Below are 17,788 nucleotides of genomic sequence, written 5' to 3'. Positions count from 1 at the left end.
CTTGCCGCACCGGACGGTCGCCCTTGCCGTCACGACACGACCAAGTCTGAGCAGACGCCATACCGGAGAGCAACTCGACGCCAGTAGCGTTGCCCCATGCCAAGGACAAACGGGGGAATGTCATGAATGACGTCGTGCTGGACGTGCAAGGCCTGGTCAAGAGGTTCGGCAAGCACCTCGCCGTCGACGACGTCAGCTTTCAGATCGCGCCTGCCGAGACGTTCGGTCTGATCGGACCGAACGGCGCCGGCAAGACGACCACCATCTCGATGATCGCCGGACTGCTCCAGCCGGATGAGGGTTCGGTGATCGTCGCTGGCCAGACCGTCTCGCGGACCTCGATCAAGCCCAAGCGGCACATCGGGCTCGTCCCGCAGGACCTGGCGATCTATCCAGAGCTCAGCGCCCGCGAGAACCTTCGCTTCTTCGGGCGGCTCCAGGGCCTGCGCGGCAAGGAGCTGCGCTCGCGGGTGCAGGAGGTGCTCGAGCTGATCGGACTCGCCGACCGCGCCAAGGAGCAGAGCAAGAAGTTTAGCGGCGGTATGAAGCGGCGGCTCAACATCGGCGTCGGCCTGCTGCACCGGCCGGACCTGCTCATCCTGGACGAGCCGACCGTCGGGGTCGACCCTCAGTCACGCAACTCGATCCTGGAGTCCGTCGAGGCGTTGACGACCGTGGGGATGGCGGTGCTCTACACGACGCACTACATGGAGGAGGCCGAGCGACTCTGCGACCGGATCGCGATCATCGACTCCGGAAAGATCCAGGCCAGCGGCACGCAGAGCGAGCTCATCGACCTCACCGGTGGCGTCGACACGATCCGGCTCCGTGGTGGTGGCGAAGTGGCCGCAGCCGAGGTCGGGCTGCGGGACCTGTCGGCCGTCCAGCACGTGCATCGGGAGCGTGGCGAGCTCGTGCTTTCGGTGCACGGTGCGCCGACCGCCATCGCGCCGATCGTCAACGTGGCGACCGGGGCGGGTATGACGTTGTCAGACGTGGAGATCACCCGCCCGGACCTGGAGTCGGTCTTCTTGGCGCTGACCGGCAAAGCGTTGCGGGACTGACATGCGTCAGCTTCTGGTCATGGTCGTCTCCGACCTGTCGCAACGGATCCGGGATGCCTCGGTCATCATCTTCGCCATCGTGGTGCCGCTGACGTTGATCTTCGTGATGAACCTCGTCTTCTCCGGCGTCTCGAGCCAGGACCTCAAGCCGGTGACGGTGGCGGTCTCGGTGCCCGAGGGTGACCAACTCGCGGCGGCCGTGCCTGCAGCTCTGGGGCAGGTCAGCGGTGATGGCCTGGACGTCACCGTGAAGCAGGTCGATGCGCAGGAGGCCAAGTCCTTGGTCGATTCCGGTGTCGCAGGGATGGCGGTCGTGGTCCCGCAAGGGTTCATGGCCGACCTGCTCGCCGGGGACGGGCCGCAGGTGCGGGTGATCGAGGGTGAGGGGGTCGGGCTGGAGGGCGCGATCGTCACCAGCGTGGTCAATGGGGTGCTCGCCCAGCTCAGCGCAGACACCGAGGCGCTCGACGCTGGCCGGCAGGCCGGGCTGGGACAGCAGGAGCTCGCGGCGCTCAGGGGTGCCGTGGAGACGAGTGGGTCCACGGTGAGCTGGACCCAGGGCACGGCAGCTGATGAGCAGCTCAGCCCGCAGGCCGCCTTGGTCGCCGGACAGGCCGGGTTGTTTCTGCTGTTCACCGTCGGTTTCGGGGTGCTCGGGCTCGTCCAGGAGCGGGAGAATGGCACGCTCGCGCGGCTGCTCTCGATGCCGATGCGGCCCGAGTTGGTCGTCATCGCCAAGGGTCTGGTCAGCTTCATTCTCGGGCTGGTCGCGACCGGCATCCTGCTGACTGCCGGGACCCTGCTCTTCGACAAGGTGGACTTCGGCCCCCTCCCGGTCGTGGCGCTACTCGTGGTGATGGTCGTGTTAGCGACCACCGCCATCATGTTCGTCATCGCCAAGGTTGCGCGGACCGCCGAGCAGGCAGGGATCGCGCAGGCGATCGTCGCGATCGTGCTCGGGATGTCCGGCGGGGCGTTCTTCCCGGTCACCAACACGGGTGCCGTCGGTGCGTTGCTCCAGCTCAACCCGGTCGGTGCGTTCACCCGCGGGCTGGGGATCACCTCGGGCGGCGGCGGGGTTGTCGACCTTGGGTCGGTCAGCGTGACCCTGCTCGCCTTCACGGCCGTCTGTCTCTTGCTCGCCTGGCTGTTGCCCGGACGGAAGGATGCGCTGTGAACCTTCGAGCAGTCCTCGCGATCGCCGCCACCGAGATCCGCAGGTTTTCGGCGGACCGGTCCAACATCTTCTTCGTCTTCATCTTCCCGCTGGCCCTCGTCTTCGTCCTCGGCTCCCAGTTCGGCGGCGTGGGCAACCAGGGCACGGTGGCCCTCGTCGGAGGCGACAGCGCTCTCCATACCGCTCTGGTCGACAAGCTTGAGGGTGCTCACCTGGACGTGAGCACTGAAGACCTGGCCGGTATGCAGCAGGCCGTCGCCCGCGGCGGCGCGGACGTCGGGGTGGTGGTCAGTGACGCTGCAGTGGCGGCCTTCGCGGCGGGTCAGGACCTCGATCTGCAGCTCGTGGCGGGCAGCGGCTCCGGTGTGCCCGCCGTGATGCAGCTCGTGCAGACCGCGGGCTCGGACATCACGATGGCGTCGGGGCAGGAGGCCGCGCTGGTTGCGGCGGGAGTGCCGGCCCAGGAGGCACGGGGCGCCCTGGAGAAGGCTTCTGCGCAGATGGCACCCGCCACCCTCATGGTGGAGGACGAGAGCGGGCTCGCCAAGGAGTTCGCTGGGTTGGGGGGGATGTTCGACCTGGGTGCGGCCGCGCAGCTGCTGCTCTTCGTCTTCCTCACCACGCTCTCTGCCTCGGTGACGCTGGTGCAGGCGCGGCGCAACGGCGTCATCCGACGGGCCTTGGCGGCGCCGGTCACGGCGAGCCAGGCGATCACCGGGCTCGCGATCGGTCGGCTGGGGATCGGGCTGTTCCAGGGGCTTTACATCATGATCGCGACGAGGTTGTTGTTTGGGGTCGAGTGGGGAAACCTGTGGGCGATGGCGGTGATCCTGACGGTCTTTGGGCTGGTCGCGGCCGGCGCGGCGATGGTGATCGGCGTGCTCGTCGACAACGAGGGCGCCGCGACTGGTCTGGCGGTCGGTGGTGGTCTGATCCTCGCGGCGATCGGCGGCTGCATGCTGCCGCTGGAGCTCTTTCCCGACACGCTGCAGAAGGTCGCGCACCTGACCCCCCATGCCTGGGCCTACGACGCGATCGCCGAGGTCCAGCGGCGCTCCGGCGGGGTGATGGACGTGTTGCCCGAGCTCGGAGTGCTGGCCTTGATGGCGTTGGGGACGTTGGTGCTGGGCGCCGTGTTGCTGCGCCGGTCGCTCGAGCGCGCCATGTGACCCTTCGGACCGCCCGGTGTGGCAGGGGCGACCGTCCGGTCGGGGGTTAGTGGGCTGGTGGGGGTGCTCCCGGCGCGGGCTGGCCCGCACCCTGCTCATCGATATCGACGGCAGCGCCGCTGAACTGTGCGGAGTGCAGGCGGGCGTAGGCGCCGCCAGCCTCTAGGAGCTGCTCGTGGGCCGACATCGCCGGGCTGCTGCGGCCCTGCTCGACAATCTGGCCGTGCTCCATCACCAGGATCACGTCGGCGTCGCGGATCGTGGAGAGGCGGTGCGCGATGACGAAGCTAGTCCGGTCGGCGCGCAATCTGGCCATCGCCTCCTGGACCAGCAGCTCGGTGCGGGTGTCGACCGAGCTGGTCGCCTCGTCCAGGATCAGCAGCGAGGGCTGTGACACGAAGGCACGCGCGATCGTGATCAGCTGCTTCTCACCGACCGAGACGCTGCCGCCCTCGTCGTCCAGGACCGTGTCGTAGCCGTCGGGGAGGTGCTGGACGAAGCGGTCGACGTAGGCCGCTTCTGCCGCAGCCTGCACCTCCTCCTCGGTCGCCCCCGGCCGGCCGTAGGCGATGTTGTCGCGGATCGTGCCCTCGAAGAGCCACGCGTCCTGCAGCACCATGCCGATCTGCGCCCGGAGGTCGTGCCGGCTCATGGTGGTGATGTCGCGCCCGTCCAGGGTGATGCGCCCGCCGTCGAGCTCGTAGAACCGCATGATCAGGTTGACCAGGGTCGTCTTGCCGGCACCGGTCGGTCCCACGATCGCGACCGTCTGACCAGGCTCCGCGACCAGGCACAGGTCCTCGATCAGCGGCTCCTGGCCATACCTGAAGTCGACGTCCTCGAACTCGATCCGGCCGCTGTCCGCGCGGGCCGCGACGTCCTGCGCGTCCGCCGCGTCCGGTCGCTCCTGCGGGGCGTCGAGCAGCTCGAAGACCCGCTCGGCCGAAGCCACACCGGACTGCAGCATGTTGGCCATCGAGGCCACCTGGGTGACCGGCTGGGTGAACTGGCGGGAATACTGGATGAAGGCCTGCACGCTGCCCAACGACAGGTTGCCGTTGGCGACCTTCAGCCCGCCCACGACCGCGACCAGGACGTAGCCCAAGTTTCCGATGAAGAACATCGCCGGCATGATGATGCCGCTGATGAACTGCGCCCGCCAGGTCACGTCGTAGAGCTGCTCGTTGGTCTTGCGCATCTCCGCGCTGATCTCTTCACGACGGCCGAAGACGGTGACCAGCTCATGGCCGCTGAACGCTTCCTCCACCTGCCCGTTGAGGGTGCCGGTGTAGGCCCACTGCGCCTTGAACAGCTTCTGGCTGCGCTTGGCGATCGTGATAGTGACCAGCACGGACACGGGGATCGTGCCCAGCGCAATGAGGGTCAGCATCGGGCTGATCCACAGCATCATCGCCAGGATGACCACGACCGTGACGAGCGCGTTGAGCAACTGTCCCAGCGTCTGCTGCAGCGACTGCTGGAGGTTGTCGAGGTCGTTGGTGACGCGAGAGAGAATCTCACCGCGCGGCTGCTTGTCGAAGTATTTCAGCGGCAGCCGGTGCAGCTTGTCCTCAGCCTCCGAGCGCAGGTCGCGCACGGTCCACATCGAGACGCGGTTGACGATCCGGATCGAGGTCCACATCAGCAGGGCCCCCGCGACATAGAGGGCGATCACCTGCAGGACTACCACGATGAGGGCACTGAAGTCGATGCCCTGCCCCGGGACCAGGTATGGCGTGCCGGCGACCAGGTCGGCCAGGGTGCCCTGGCCCTTGGCGCGCAGCCCCGCCACGGCCTGGTCGACGGTGACCCCGGCCGGGAACTGCTTGCCGATGAAGCCGGCGAAGATGATGTCGGTCGCGCGGCCGAGCACCTTGGGGCCGAGGTTGCTGAGCACGACTCCGCTGATGGTCAGCCCGATGCTGAGCCAGATCAGGTGCCGGTAGGGCGCGAGGCGGTGCAGCAGGCGCTTGGCCGACCCGGCGAAGTCGGAGGCCTTCTGCACCGGTATGCCCGCACCGCCGGTCCCCGGTCCCCGGCGGGTAGGTATCCGCTCGACCTCCTTGAGGTCCGCCTCACCCTGAGGCTCGTCCCTAGGCTCCTCCTGCTCGGCGGTCCGCACGCCTCCACCTGTCCCGGCGCTCATGCCACTGCCTCCGCCTGCTCCTGAGACCTTGCGATCTCGCCATACTCCTGGCAGGTCTCCAGCAACTCGTCGTGGGTGCCGATCCCCACCACCGCGCCCTCGTCGATGACGACGATCTGCTCGGCGTCGATGATCGTGGAGATCCGTTGCGCGACCACGATCACGGTTGCTGAGCGGGTATGCGGTCGCAGCGCCGAGCGGAGGCGCGCGTCGGTCGCGAGGTCGAGGGCGGAGAAGCTGTCGTCGAAGAGATAGATCGCGGGCTTGGCGACGAGGGCCCGCGCGATGCACAGCCGCTGCCGCTGACCGCCAGAGACGTTGGTGCCGCCCTGAGCGATCGGGTGCTCCAGGCCTTCGGCGAAACCGCCGACGAAGTCACGCGCCTGCGCGACCCGCAACGCTTCCCACAGCTCGTCATCGGTCGCCCCCGGGTTGCCGAAGCGGAGGTTGGAAGCCACCGTGCCGGAGAACAGATAGGGCCGCTGGGGGACCAGACCGACCCTGGACCACAGGTCTTGCGGGGCGAGGTCTCGCACGTCCACGCCGTCGACGAGGATCTGACCGTCGCTCACGTCCGCTAGGCGCGGCAGGAGTCGCAGTAGGGTCGTCTTGCCCGATCCGGTGCCGCCCACGATCGCGGTGGTGGTGCCCGGCCGCGCGGTGAAGGAGATGTCCTTGAGCACCGGCGTCTCCGCGCCGGGATAGGCAAAGCCGACGTTGCGGAGCTCGACCACGCCCAACAGGTCGCCGGGGTGCACGGGCTTGCTCGGTGCGACGACGGTCGTGGACGTGTCGAGCACCTCGCCGATCCGGTCGGCCGACACCGAGGCCCGAGGGATCATCGTCGCGACCATCGTGGCCATCATGATCGACATCAGGATCTGGATGAGATAGCTGATGTAGGCCGTGAGCGCCCCGACCGCCATCTCTCCGGAATTGACCCGTTGCGCGCCGAACCAGAGCACCCCCACGGTCGAAAGGTTCATCACCAGCATGACGAATGGAAACATCAGGGCCATCAGGTCGCCGACGCTGATCCCGATCCCAGTCAGCCTGTCGTTGGTCTGGCGGAAACGCTCGGTCTCCTCGTTTTCGCGGGTGAAGGCGCGCACCACGCGGATGCCGGTGATCTGCTCGCGCAGGATCCGGTTGACCGCGTCCAGCTGTTTCTGCTGGGCCCGAAACAGCGGCACCATGCGGGCGATGATCAGGCCCATCCCGGCCAGCAGCACAACGACGGCGACCACGATCAGCCAGGACAGCCCGACGTCCTGCCGCATCGCCATGATGACCCCGCCGACCCCGGTGATGGGGGCCGCGACCAGCATCACCAGCATCATGAAGGACAAGGTCTGGACCTGTTGGACGTCGTTGGTGTTGCGGGTGATCAGCGTTGGCGCGCCGAACTGCCCCAGCTCCCGGCTGGAGAAGGTCAGGACCCGGTCAAAGATGTTGGCTCGCATGTCACGACCCAGGCCCATCGAGGTGCGCGCGGCCCCCCAGGTGGCGGTGATCTGCGCGGCGGCCTGCACGAGGCTGGCGACCAGCATGATCGCGCCCACCCGCCAGATGTAGGCCGTGTCACCCTTGGCGATGCCGTGGTCGATGATGTCCGCGTTGAGGGTGGGCAGCCACAGGCTGGCGACGGCCGCGACCAGTTGCAGGGTCAGGACCAGCGCGATCAGTGCGGCATACGGGCGCAAGTGGCTGCGCAAAAGACGGGTGAGCACCTCAACAGTGTGCGCCCTCACGTTGGGTGAGGGCGACTTCTCACGTCCCCTAGAGCTGCTCCAGCCCGTCCAGGTATGTCGACAGCCGTGCCAGTTGGTCAGGCGGCGAGTAGCCCGTCGCCATCACCTTGCTCAGGTTGAGCACGGATCCGGCCGGGCGGGGAGCGAGGAGGGCGCCGTGCTGCGCGGCATAGTCCGCGGTGGACGTGTCAGTGACGTCATCGGTTGAGCGCCCTCGATGCTCGAAGACAGCGCGGGCCAGGTCGGCCCAGGTCGTGGGATCGCCGCCGCTGGTCACGTGATAGGTGCCGAAAGCTGCCCGTGAATCCAGGAGATGGAGCGTCGCGGCCGCCAGGTCGGCCGTGAAGGTCAAGCGACCGGTCTGGTCGGCCACCACCGTGGGGCGCACGCCCTGGTCGGCGAGCCTGGCCATCGTCCGGACAAAGTTCTGGCCGTCGCCGACGACCCAAGAGGTGCGCAGGAGATAGTGGCGCGGGACCACCGACACCGCGAGGTCGCCAGCGGCCTTGGACTGTCCGTACACCCCCAGCGGTGCCAGCGGCGCGTCCTCGCCATACCCCTGGGGGGTGCCGGCGGAGAGGTCGTCGCCATACTCCTCGCCGTCGAAGACGTAGTCGCTGGAGTAGTGGACGAGCGTGAAGCCATGCTTGATCGCGGCCCGGGAAAGCGCAGCGACGCCGGTGGCGTTGACCGCCCAGGCACGACGTCGACCCTCGGGGGTCTCCGCGGCGTCGACCGCCGTGTCGGCAGCCGCGTTGATCACCGTGCCGACGCCAGAGAAGTCGAAGGAGTGGATCGACGCGGAGTCGGCCAGGTCGAGCTCCCCGCGCCCGACCGCGCGTGCGCCGGGGAGCAGGGCCAGCAGCGACTGGCCGAGCTGTCCGCCCGCACCGAGCACCAGCGTTTGGGCCGGCGCCATCGGCGCGACCTGCGCCAGCCTCGGGTGCGCCCGGTCCTTGTCGGAGAGGTGGGCCTGCGTCAACGGGATCGGCCACGGCACCGCGACGGACTCGTCGGCCAGGTTGAGCATTGTGTAGTCCGCGTGCGGGGACCAGTGGTCGTTGACCAGGTAGGAGTAGACGACATCGTCGACCAGCGCTTGATAGGAGTTGCCGACGCCGCGCGGCACGAAGACCGCGGTGTGCTCGTCCAGCTCCTCGGTGTGCAGCACCCCAAAGGTGTCCCCGGGCCGCAGGTCGACCCAGGCGCCGAAGATCCGACCGTGGGCCACCGAGACGAGCTTGTCCCACGGCTCGGCGTGGATGCCGCGGGTGACTCCGGCGGAGGCGTTGTAGGCGAGGGAGTGCTGGACCGGTCCGAAGTCGGGCAACCCGGCAGCCGTCATGGCGGATCGCTGCCAGTTCTCCTTGAACCAGCCGCGCGAGTCCCCGTGCACCGTGAGGTCGACGACCAGCAGGCCGGGGATCGCGGTCCCGCGGACCTTCAGCTCACCCAAGGCTCACTGCCCCTTCGCCGCATAGGTGGCCTCGGTCGCGGCCTTCTGGGGCGCCCACCAGTCACGGTGGTCGCGATACCAGTCGATCGTGCGCGCCAGTCCCTCCTCGAAAGCGCCGAACTGCGGCTTCCAGCCCAGCTCGGTGCGCAGCATGCTCGCGTCGATCGCGTAGCGCAGGTCGTGCCCGGCTCGGTCGGTGACGTGGTCGAAGTCGTCGGGGTCCTGCCCGAGCTGCTGCAGGATCAGCGCAATGACCTGCCGGTTGGACAGCTCACCGTCGGCCCCGATCAAGTAGGTCTGCCCGATGGAGCCCTCGTTGAGGATCGTCCAGACAGCGCTGGAGTGGTCGTCCGCGTGGATCCAGTCGCGGACGTTGCGGCCGGAGCCGTAGAGCTTGACCCGGCCGCCGTCGAGGAGGTTGGTGATCTGGCGCGGGATGAATTTCTCGATGTGCTGCCAGGGGCCGTAGTTATTGGAGCAGTTGCTCAGCGTCACCGGGACCCCGAAGGACCGGGCCCAGGCGCGCACCAGGTGGTCGGCACCCGCCTTGGACGCGGAGTATGGCGAGGACGGCCGGTAGGGAGTGGACTCGGTGAAGCGCTCCGGGTCGTCCAGTTCGAGGTCGCCATACACCTCGTCGGTGGAGATGTGGTGCATCCGGACGCCGTGGCGACGGACCGCCTCGAGCAGGGTGAAGGTGCCCACGATGTTGGTCGTGATGAAGGGCGAGGGGTCGTGCAGGCTGTTGTCGTTGTGCGACTCGGCGGCGTAGTGCACCAGGGCATCGCGCTCACCGCTCAGGCGGCTGACGAGCTGGTCCACCAAGACTGCGTCGCAGATGTCTCCGACGACCAGCTCGACCCGGTCAGCCGGCAGACCCGCCAGCGATTCCCGGGACGCGGCATAAGTCATCTTGTCCAGCACCGTGACATGGGCGTCGGAATGCTCCATCAGATAGCGGACAAAGTTGGAGCCGATGAAGCCAGCTCCGCCGGTCACGAGAAGTCGACGCATGCCGCCACCCTAGGCGGTGCCTGTGATCGTTATATAAACGTTACGCCAAGCTCCCCTTATCGACTTTGTGCGCCGTAGGCTCGAAAGGCCGTGGACCAACCGGTCCTCGCTGCGCGCAGTCAAGGGAGATATCGCGTGAATTCAGCACACCCGGGGTCTAGTCCTCGCCGTGCTCTCGTAGGTCTCGCCGCGTTGTCGATGGTGGGTGCGTTCTTCGCACCGATCGCCGCCAATGCTGCTGATGGCCCGATCGCGCCTGGTTCGCCAGCGCCCGAGAGCAAGATCCACGACAACATGCTCAGCGGGGTCGAGGCGACGCCACATGCCTACTTCGTCCAGTTCGCCGGCCAGTCCGTCGCGGAGGGCGGGTCGCTATCCTCCATCAAGGCGGAGCGCAACGCCTTCATGGCCGACGCTTCCGACGCGGGCCTCGACGTCGAGGTCCGCAGCGAGTTCGGCACCCTGTGGAACGGCGTCTCGGTCAATGTCGACGACTCCGGTCTGAGCGCGCTGGCTTCTTCGTCGGTGGTCGAGGCGATCTTCCCGGTCGGGATCATCGACGCACCCGACCTGCCGCAGGGCACCATCGACCCCGCGCTGTTCACCGCCATCTCCATGACTGGCGCCGACATCGTGCAGAGCGAGCTCGGTTTCACCGGCGCCGGCGTCAAGGTCGGCATCATCGACACCGGCATCGACATCGACCACCCCGACCTCGGCGGCAACGGCTCGCCGGGCTCCACCGCGTTCCCCACCGCCCGCGTCACCAAGGGCTATGACTTCGTCGGCGACGACTACAACGCCGACCCCAGCACCGCGGATTACCAGCCGCAGGCCAAGCCGGACCCCAACCCGGACGACTGCCAGGGCCACGGCACCCACGTCGCCGGCATCGTCGGCGCTGACGGTGAGGTCACCGGCGTGGCGCCGGGCGTGACCTTCGGCGCCTACCGCGTCTTCGGCTGCGAGGGCTCCACCGAGGCCGACATCATGCTGCACGCCATGGAGAAGGCGCTGGCCGACAAGATGGACGTGGTCAACCTGTCCATCGGCTCGGCGTTCTCCTCCTGGCAGGAGTACCCCACCTCCCAGGCCACCGACGCCCTCGCGCGTGAGGGCGTCATCGTCGCCGCCTCCATCGGCAACGAGGGCGAATACGGCCCCTACGCCGCCGGCTCGCCCGGTGTAGGAACCGACACCATCGGTGTCGGCTCGGTCGACAACCTCAACTACATGTCCGCAGTCGTCCTCGACGAGGACGGCAACGAGATCCCGATCGCCGAGGCCGCCGGCAGCACCGCTGCCTTGCCGACCTCCGGGACCGTCGAGCTCGTCGCCCTCGGTCAGCCAGGGACCGCAGAGGCCCGCGGCTGCGCCGTCACGGAGGCGCCCTACACGGACGCGCAGAAGGCGCTTATCGACGGCAACTGGGTGCTCGTGCAGCGTGGAGTCTGCTCGTTCTACGAGAAGGCCTACGAGGCGCAGGCTGCTGGTGCTCTCGGAGTCATCATCTACAACAACGCCCCAGGCGTCATCAGCCCCACCGTGGCAGGTGACCCACCCGTCACCATCCCGGTCGGGATGGTCTCCGACTCCGACGGCGCGGCACTGGTGAACGACTACTACACCGACGCGCCGACGACCATCACGTTCACTGACCAGATGGCGTCCATCCCGAACGCCACCGGTGGGCTGATGAGCGACTTCAGCTCCTTCGGTCCCACGGCGGACCTGACCATCAAGCCGGACGTCTCGGCCCCGGGTGGGTCGATCTACTCGACCTACCCGTTGGAGATGGGTGGACATGCCTCTCTCTCGGGCACGTCGATGGCATCCCCCCACGTGGCCGGTGCTGCCGCGTTGATGCTGGAGGCCGACCCGGGCCTGACCCCGCACGACGTGCGAGTCAAGCTGCAGAACTCGTCCGTCCAGCTGCCGCTGAACATTGCGCCGGCCGCCGGTCTGGAGGTCGTGCACCGTCAGGGTGCTGGCCTGATCCAGATCGACAAGTCGATCCTGGCGGACGTGCAGCTCGAGCCGGGTCTGATCCAGCTGGGTCAGCAGGCACCGGGCGTCAGCACGTCACACACGGTCACGCTGACCAACCTCACGGACACGGCGCAGACGTATGACGTCTCCACGGAGCCGGCCGTCGCGACCATGGGCACGGCCAACGACTGGGACTATGACTACGCCGACGCGGACGTCACCCTGAGTGCCCAGACCGTGACGGTCCCGGCCAGCGGCAGCGCCAGCGTCGATGTGTCGATCACCACGCCGAACTACCCCACGGCGGTCTACGGCGGCTACGTCTGGTTCACCAACGAGACCTCGGACTACGCGGTGGGTTACGGCGGCTACGCGGGCGACCTGCAGAGCGTCGAGGTGCTCGCCGACATGATCGACGCCCAGGGTGCGACCACCCTGGAGCTCCCGGTCCTGGTCAAGCTGGCTACCTGCCAGTTCTTCCTCGGCGTGGACTGCACGGACGCGGCAGGCGACTGGAACATCGTCGGTGAAGGTGTGACCTACACCATGGAGGACGGTGACGTCCCCAGCGCGGCGATCCACTTCGAGCACCAGGCCCGCAAGATGGTCTGGACAGCCTTTGCGGCCAACGCGGACGGCTCCAAGGGGCAGTCCCTGGGTGTTGTCAAGGAAGAGGACTACCTCGCCCGCAGCGCTACGCGCAACGGCATCGGTGTCTACACCTGGGACGGCAAGGTCGTGGACGCCAACGGCGCCCGCGTCCAGGTCCCCTCGGGCGACTACCTCATCCAGGTCGAGGTCACCAAGGCCAGTGCCTGGAACGACACCCGCACCGCGGGCGTCGAGTCCTGGACCAGCCCGTCCTTCGAGATTGCCTGGGCAGACACCAGCACCACCTCGATGGTGACCCGCTATCAGGGTCAGGACCGTTACTCCGTGGCGACAGAGATCGCCCTGGAGAACTTCCCGGATGGGTCGGACACTGTCTACATCGCCTCTGGTCTGGTCTTCCCCGATGCCCTCGCGGGCAGCGCGAAGGCTGGCTCAGACGGGCACCCCGTCCTGTTGACCCGCGGCACCGCGCTGCCGGCAGCGACCAGGATGGCGTTGCAGACCCTCGACCCGAGCAAGATCATCGTGCTCGGTGGCCCGGCCACCGTCTCGCCTGCCGTGATGACGGCGCTGGGTGAGTATGGCGCTGTCACCCGGGTGGGTGGCGCTGACCGCTACGAGGTGGCGGCCAATGTCGCGGCCTTCTTCCCGACCAACGTCGACACGGTCTTCCTCGCCAGCGGCGAGGTCTTCCCCGACGCGCTGTCGGCGGCCGCTCGTGCGGGCATGGAGGACTCACCGGTCCTGCTCACGCGGGGCACCTCGCTCCCGGCTGTGACCAAGGCTCAGCTCAAGCGGTTCACGCCGAAGACGATCGTCATCGTCGGTGGACCCGCTACGGTGTCTGCCTCGGTGAAGAACGCGCTGGGTGCCTACGCCGACAAGGTCGTGCGGATCGGTGGTGCTGACCGCTACGAAGTGGCGGCGAACCTGTCGAAGATGTATGACACGCCGACCGCGCAGGCCTGGATCGCCAAGGGCACGGACTACCCCGACGCCCTGACGGCGGCCCCGGTCGCGGCGATGAACAACAGCCCGGTGCTCCTCACCAGGCCCACCTCGCTGCCGGCATCCACGCTGGCCGCGCTGACCAGGCTCCAGCCCAACGAGATCCACATCGCTGGTGGACTCGTCTCGGTGAGCCTCCCCGTGGAGGACCAGTTGGCCTCGCTCGTCTACCCGTGAGGGTGACGGCAAGCTAGCCGGTCAGACACGCACACGCAGAACCCCCCGCATCCACCGGATGCGGGGGGTTCCTGCGCTCGGTGCACGAAGAGGTGAGCGCCGCCCCAGGGTGGGTCCGCCCTACTCGTTGCTCACCTGGATCTCGCCGATGTCGCTGCTCACGTCGATCGTGTAGGGCGAGGCGGGGTCCTGGCGGACCTTCGGCGTCGGTGTGGCCAGTTCGGAGCGGGCCTGCACGGCATAGGACACCGTGTCCGGCACGATCACGGTGATGTCCCCGATGTTGGTCTGCACGCGCACGGACTCCGCTGGTTCTCCCAGGTGTGCGGTCACGTCGCCGAGGGAGGTCTGCACGTCTAGGCTGGCCGGCGCGCCGGTGACGTCGACGTCACCGACGGACCCGGCGACGACCACGTCGCCCGTGAGATCTCGCAGGGCGATGTCACCGAAAGAGGAGCGCACCACCACCTTGGTGCCGCTGGGCACGATGATGTCCCAGTCACCGTTGCAGCGCCGCAGGAACCCGTTGCTGCAGTCCATGAAAACCTTGGTTACCCCATTGATCGAGTCGACCGTGGTCTTCGGCTCGTGGAAGGCCCACGTCTGCGTCAGCATGATCGACGGGTCCCCACCTTCGCGCACGCGCACCTCGCCGACGGCACCCTCGACCTGAAGCTCCACCGTGTCGGGCGCCCACCCAAGGTCTCGGAGTTGGGAGCTGGTGACCAGCTCCGGCAGCGCAGACGTCGCGCCCGCCAGCACGAGCAGCCCGGTCACACCCGCGCCGACTGCGCGGAGCACGCCATACCTGGTCCGGGGGGGCGGCGGCGGCGTAGCGGTCGGCAGCGGGGTGTCCATCACGGGGCTGCTCACGGGGTGCCCCCGTGCTCGAGCCACTGCAGGACGGCCAGCACGCGACGATGGTCGACGTCGGTCGGGACCAGGTCGAGCTTGCTGAAGATGGCGGAGACGTTCTTCTCGACCGCGCCCTCGCCGATGAACAGCTCCTTGCTGATCGCACTGTTGCTGCGCCCTTGCGCCATCAACGCCAGCACATCGTGCTCCCGGGGAGTAAGCCGGGCCAGGGGGTCCTGGTTGCGGGCCCGGGACATCAGCTGCGAGACGACCTCGGGATCGAGCGCGGTGCCCCCGCCCGCGACGGTGTGCAGCGCGTCGATGAAGTCCTGGGTGTCGGCGACACGGTCCTTGAGCAGATAGCCCACGCCCTTGGCACGGCCAGCGAGCAGCTCGGTGGCGTAGCGCTCCTCGACATACTGGCTCAGCACCAGCACGCTGGTCTCCGGCAACTCGGCCCGGACCTGGAGCGCGGCCTCGATGCCCTCGGAGGTAAACGTTGGCGGCATCCGCACGTCCACGACGACGAGGTCGGGGCGGTGCTCGCGGACGCTGGTGAGGAAGGTGACCGCGTCGGGACAGGCATCGACGACCTCCAGCCCTGCGGCCTGCAGGAGCCGGACCAGCCCGTCGCGCAGGAGCACGGAGTCCTCGGCCAGGATCACGCGCAACGGCGCCGTTGCCTCGTGCTCAGTGGCGTGCGGGTCAGATGGGGTGCCCTTGCTCATCGCGGCTCTCATCGCTGCTCGGCTCCGTGCTCGTCGTCGGTGGTCATGCGGATCGGCGGCCGCGCAGCGGCAGGGTGATCGAGACAGTGGTGCCGCCACCGACCGGGGACTGGACGTGCAGGTCGCCGTCGACGGAAGCGACCCGCTGGCGCAGGCCGGTCAGCCCGCTCCCGGCGCCCTCGATGGCCCCACCGCGGCCATCGTCGGTCACCGTGATGGCCAGGCGGTCGCCGATCAAAGCGCGGGCCACGCCGAGGTCGAGGCTGGCCCGGGTGGCGCCAGCGTGCTTGGCGATGTTGGTGAGGGACTCGGACACGCAGAAGTAGGCGATCGCCTCGATCGTCGGGTCGAGCCGGTCGTGGAGCCGGGTGGTCACGGCCACCGGGATGGGGCTGCGGTCGGCGAGCGCGGAGACCGCTGCGTCCAGGCCACGATCGGCCAGGATCGGCGGGACGATGCCGCGGGCCACCTGCCGCATCTCGGTGATCGCCTCTTTGCTCGACGCGTGCGCCTCGTCGATCAGCGCGCGGGCGGCGGCGGGGTCGGTGTCGAGCTGGGTCCTGGCCAGCCCGAGCGTCATCGCGATGGAGACAAGCCGCTGCTGCGGTCCGTCGTGCAGGTCTCGCTCGATGCGGCGCCTCTCGGCCTCGACTGAGTCGACGGTCTCCTCGCGCGTGGTCGTCAGGGTGCGCACCCGCTGGCTCATCTCGCGCAGCTGCCGTTGGGGGTCGACCCCCAGCAGCCATCGGCCCAGCGCGATGTCGACGCTGGCCAGACCCCGAGCGAGCCAGGGTGTGCCCACCACCAGGGCGAAGCCCACGAGCCAGGCGGCGGCATACCCGATGGGGCTGGAGACCGACATGACCAGCAGGTTGACCTCACCGTCAGGGGCCCATCCCGCCACGAGCGGGACGCTGAGCAGACTCACGCCTTCGGTGAGGATCACCAGGACCAGGACGCTGGCGAGCAGTCCCCAGAGGGCGTGCAGCCCGGCCCAGGCGAGGGCGGCCAGGCGCGGTTGGTCCAGGCCCAGGACGCGCCGCCACGTCTGCGTGGCGCCAGCGGGCGACGGCCCGATGTCCACGCCGGTGAACGCCAGGAGCAGGCGCCGCTGCCACCGCCCCAGACCCCAGGCACCCCAGAGCGCAGGGACGAGCAGGAGGAGCCCGGTGCCTACGGCTGGCAAGGAGAAGAAGCCCGCGACCGCCAGGCTGGCCAGGATCATCGCCGCGACGGCGAGGAAGAGCTCGGGGCCGCGCAGCGCCACGCTCCACCAGTTGCCCAGCCAGGTGTCGAACGCGCGCCGCGGTCGGCTGTGCTGCCTTGACTGGGTGGACTGGCGCGTCTGCCCGTCCGCATCGTCGCGTGGCGGCTGCGCCAGCGGGGGCAGGTCCCACGGACCGTCCGCGAGCGAGGAGAGCGTCATCATGGTTCAAACCTAGTGAGCCCGCGTCGTCGGGGACAGGGTGCACGCCGCCCGTCGAGCCGGGGGCTATCCCCCGGCTGGTCGCACCGACCCCGCCACGGAGACGTGTGCGACGCTGAGTCGGTGCACATCGACCTCAACGCAGACGTGGGTGAGTCCTTCGGCGCCTGGCGTCTGGGTGATGACGAGGCGATGCTCCAGGTGGTGACCAGCGCCAACGTCGCCTGCGGCTTTCACGCGGGCGACCCGCTCACGCTCAAGCACACCTGCGAGCAGGCGGCGCGACGAGGGGTCGCGATCGGCGCTCAGGTGGGCTACCGGGACCTCGTTGGCTTCGGACGTCGCTTCCTCGACGTCGCCTCCGATGAGCTCCAGGCCGACATCCTCTATCAGCTGGGCGCGCTCGATGCGATGTGTCGGGCGGCGGGCACCCGCCTTTCCTACGTCAGGCCGCACGGCGCGCTCTATCACGTGGTCGCGACCAACGACGGCCAGGCGCGGGCACTGCTCGAGGCCCTGTGCGCCTATGACGACTCCCTCGCCCTGCTGCACCAGGCCGGCTCGTTGGTGGCTCGCCGCGCGAGGCTGCGGGGGGTCCGGGTCGTCGCCGAGGCCTTCGCGGACCGTGCCTATCTGCCGGACGGTCGGTTGATTCCTCGTGGGCGGGAGGGAGCCGTTTGCCACGACCCCGAGGAGGCCGCAGCCCGGATGGTGCGGCTGGTCAGGGATGGTGTCATCACGGCTGTCGACGGCACCGACGTGCGCGTGGACGTCGAGTCGATCTGCACGACTGGGGACAACGCTGGAGCGGCTGCGCTGGCGCTCGCGGTCAGGTCTGCGTTGGAGGCGGAGGGCATCGAGGTCAACGCCTTCACCAAGACGACCTGAGCGGCACCGCATACCGGCCCGTCGTTGACAGAGTTCTAGGCGTGAACAAAGTTGTAGGGAGGGCGCGCCACGCCCGTGACGGCGGCACGCCCTCCCGTTGCGCGGGCGACCCTCTCCCGTCACCACGTGTGCAGGGGAAGCTCGGTGGTGACTTGGCCTACGACTTCCGACAACGGGCACAGGCGGGGTGAGATGTGGGCACCCGTCCCGATCCGCGTCGACATCTTCAACGTTAGCGAGACTTTGGTCTGGAGTGGGTATGGCGAAGGTATGGAGTTGATCAAGAAGGCGGCCACTCTGTCTTTGGCCTGGCCGTCGAGGTGAGAGC

13 protein-coding genes are annotated in these 17,788 nt (G+C 68.4%); 6 read left to right on the top strand and 7 right to left on the bottom strand.

All coding sequences use genetic code 11. The annotated features are described in order from the left end of the window. The first annotated feature begins 122 nt into the window (after nt 1-122). From Q4P07_RS08410 to Q4P07_RS08400, 3 genes are read left to right on the top strand one after another with little or no spacing between them, the layout of a single operon-like run. Nucleotides 123-1,064 carry an ABC transporter ATP-binding protein gene (locus Q4P07_RS08410; protein WP_303374461.1) on the top strand — a complete coding sequence of 314 codons (942 nt, stop codon included), beginning with the start codon at nt 123-125 and terminating at the stop codon, nt 1,062-1,064. Between the two features lies 1 nt (nt 1,065). Continuing rightward, nucleotides 1,066-2,241, top strand: a complete 1,176-nt coding sequence (locus Q4P07_RS08405; protein ID WP_303374460.1) for an ABC transporter permease — start codon at nt 1,066-1,068, stop codon at nt 2,239-2,241. Then, entirely contained in the window at nt 2,238-3,410 is a 1,173-nt protein-coding gene (locus Q4P07_RS08400; RefSeq protein ID WP_303374459.1) for an ABC transporter permease, read from the top strand. Before Q4P07_RS08405 ends, Q4P07_RS08400 begins: the two co-directional genes overlap by 4 nt. Nucleotides 3,411-3,456: 46 nt before the next feature. Here the strand turns inward: Q4P07_RS08400 and Q4P07_RS08395 are convergent, their stop codons facing one another. From Q4P07_RS08395 to rfbB, 4 genes are read right to left on the bottom strand one after another with little or no spacing between them, the layout of a single operon-like run. Further along, nucleotides 3,457-5,556 (bottom strand): ABC transporter ATP-binding protein, encoded by a 2,100-nt coding sequence (locus Q4P07_RS08395; protein ID WP_303374458.1) that lies wholly within the window; start codon nt 5,554-5,556, stop codon nt 3,457-3,459. Continuing rightward, nucleotides 5,553-7,286, bottom strand: a complete 1,734-nt coding sequence (locus tag Q4P07_RS08390; protein ID WP_303374457.1) for an ABC transporter ATP-binding protein — start codon at nt 7,284-7,286, stop codon at nt 5,553-5,555. Before Q4P07_RS08390 ends, Q4P07_RS08395 begins: the two co-directional genes overlap by 4 nt. Before the next feature lie 49 nt (nt 7,287-7,335). Next, nucleotides 7,336-8,763, bottom strand: coding sequence for a bifunctional dTDP-4-dehydrorhamnose 3,5-epimerase family protein/NAD(P)-dependent oxidoreductase (locus Q4P07_RS08385; protein WP_303374456.1), 1,428 nt, complete (start codon nt 8,761-8,763; stop codon nt 7,336-7,338). Nucleotides 8,764-8,766: 3 nt separating this feature from the next. After that, entirely contained in the window at nt 8,767-9,777 is a 1,011-nt protein-coding gene (gene rfbB / locus Q4P07_RS08380) for a dTDP-glucose 4,6-dehydratase (RefSeq protein ID WP_303374455.1), read from the bottom strand. 135 nt (nt 9,778-9,912) lie between these two features. Between rfbB and Q4P07_RS08375 the strand changes: the two genes are divergently transcribed. Continuing rightward, entirely contained in the window at nt 9,913-13,563 is a 3,651-nt protein-coding gene (locus Q4P07_RS08375; RefSeq protein WP_303374454.1) for a S8 family serine peptidase, read from the top strand. 120 nt (nt 13,564-13,683) lie between these two features. Here the strand turns inward: Q4P07_RS08375 and Q4P07_RS08370 are convergent, their stop codons facing one another. The 3 genes from Q4P07_RS08370 to Q4P07_RS08360 form a co-directional block, all read right to left on the bottom strand. After that, entirely contained in the window at nt 13,684-14,436 is a 753-nt protein-coding gene (locus tag Q4P07_RS08370) for a DUF4097 family beta strand repeat-containing protein (RefSeq protein WP_303374453.1), read from the bottom strand. After that, nucleotides 14,433-15,089, bottom strand: a complete 657-nt coding sequence (locus tag Q4P07_RS08365; RefSeq protein WP_303374462.1) for a response regulator transcription factor — start codon at nt 15,087-15,089, stop codon at nt 14,433-14,435. Before Q4P07_RS08365 ends, Q4P07_RS08370 begins: the two co-directional genes overlap by 4 nt. Nucleotides 15,090-15,189: 100 nt before the next feature. Continuing rightward, the gene (locus Q4P07_RS08360) at nt 15,190-16,575 is read right to left on the bottom strand and encodes a sensor histidine kinase (protein WP_303374452.1); all 1,386 of its coding nucleotides are present in this window, start codon (nt 16,573-16,575) and stop codon (nt 15,190-15,192) included. Nucleotides 16,576-16,695: 120 nt separating this feature from the next. Between Q4P07_RS08360 and Q4P07_RS08355 the strand changes: the two genes are divergently transcribed. Both Q4P07_RS08355 and Q4P07_RS08350 read left to right on the top strand, forming a co-directional pair. Further along, nucleotides 16,696-17,460, top strand: coding sequence for a LamB/YcsF family protein (locus Q4P07_RS08355; RefSeq protein WP_303374451.1), 765 nt, complete (start codon nt 16,696-16,698; stop codon nt 17,458-17,460). A gap of 192 nt (nt 17,461-17,652) precedes the next feature. After that, nucleotides 17,653-17,784: a hypothetical protein gene (locus tag Q4P07_RS08350; protein WP_303374450.1), complete on the top strand. Its 132-nt coding sequence runs from the start codon at nt 17,653-17,655 to the stop codon at nt 17,782-17,784. Nucleotides 17,785-17,788: the final 4 nt, after the last annotated feature.

Origin of the sequence: Ornithinimicrobium sp. (genome assembly GCF_030537745.1) — a bacterium.
GTDB lineage: Bacteria > Actinomycetota > Actinomycetes > Actinomycetales > Dermatophilaceae > Ornithinicoccus.
This window is presented reverse-complemented; position numbering and strand designations above follow the sequence as displayed.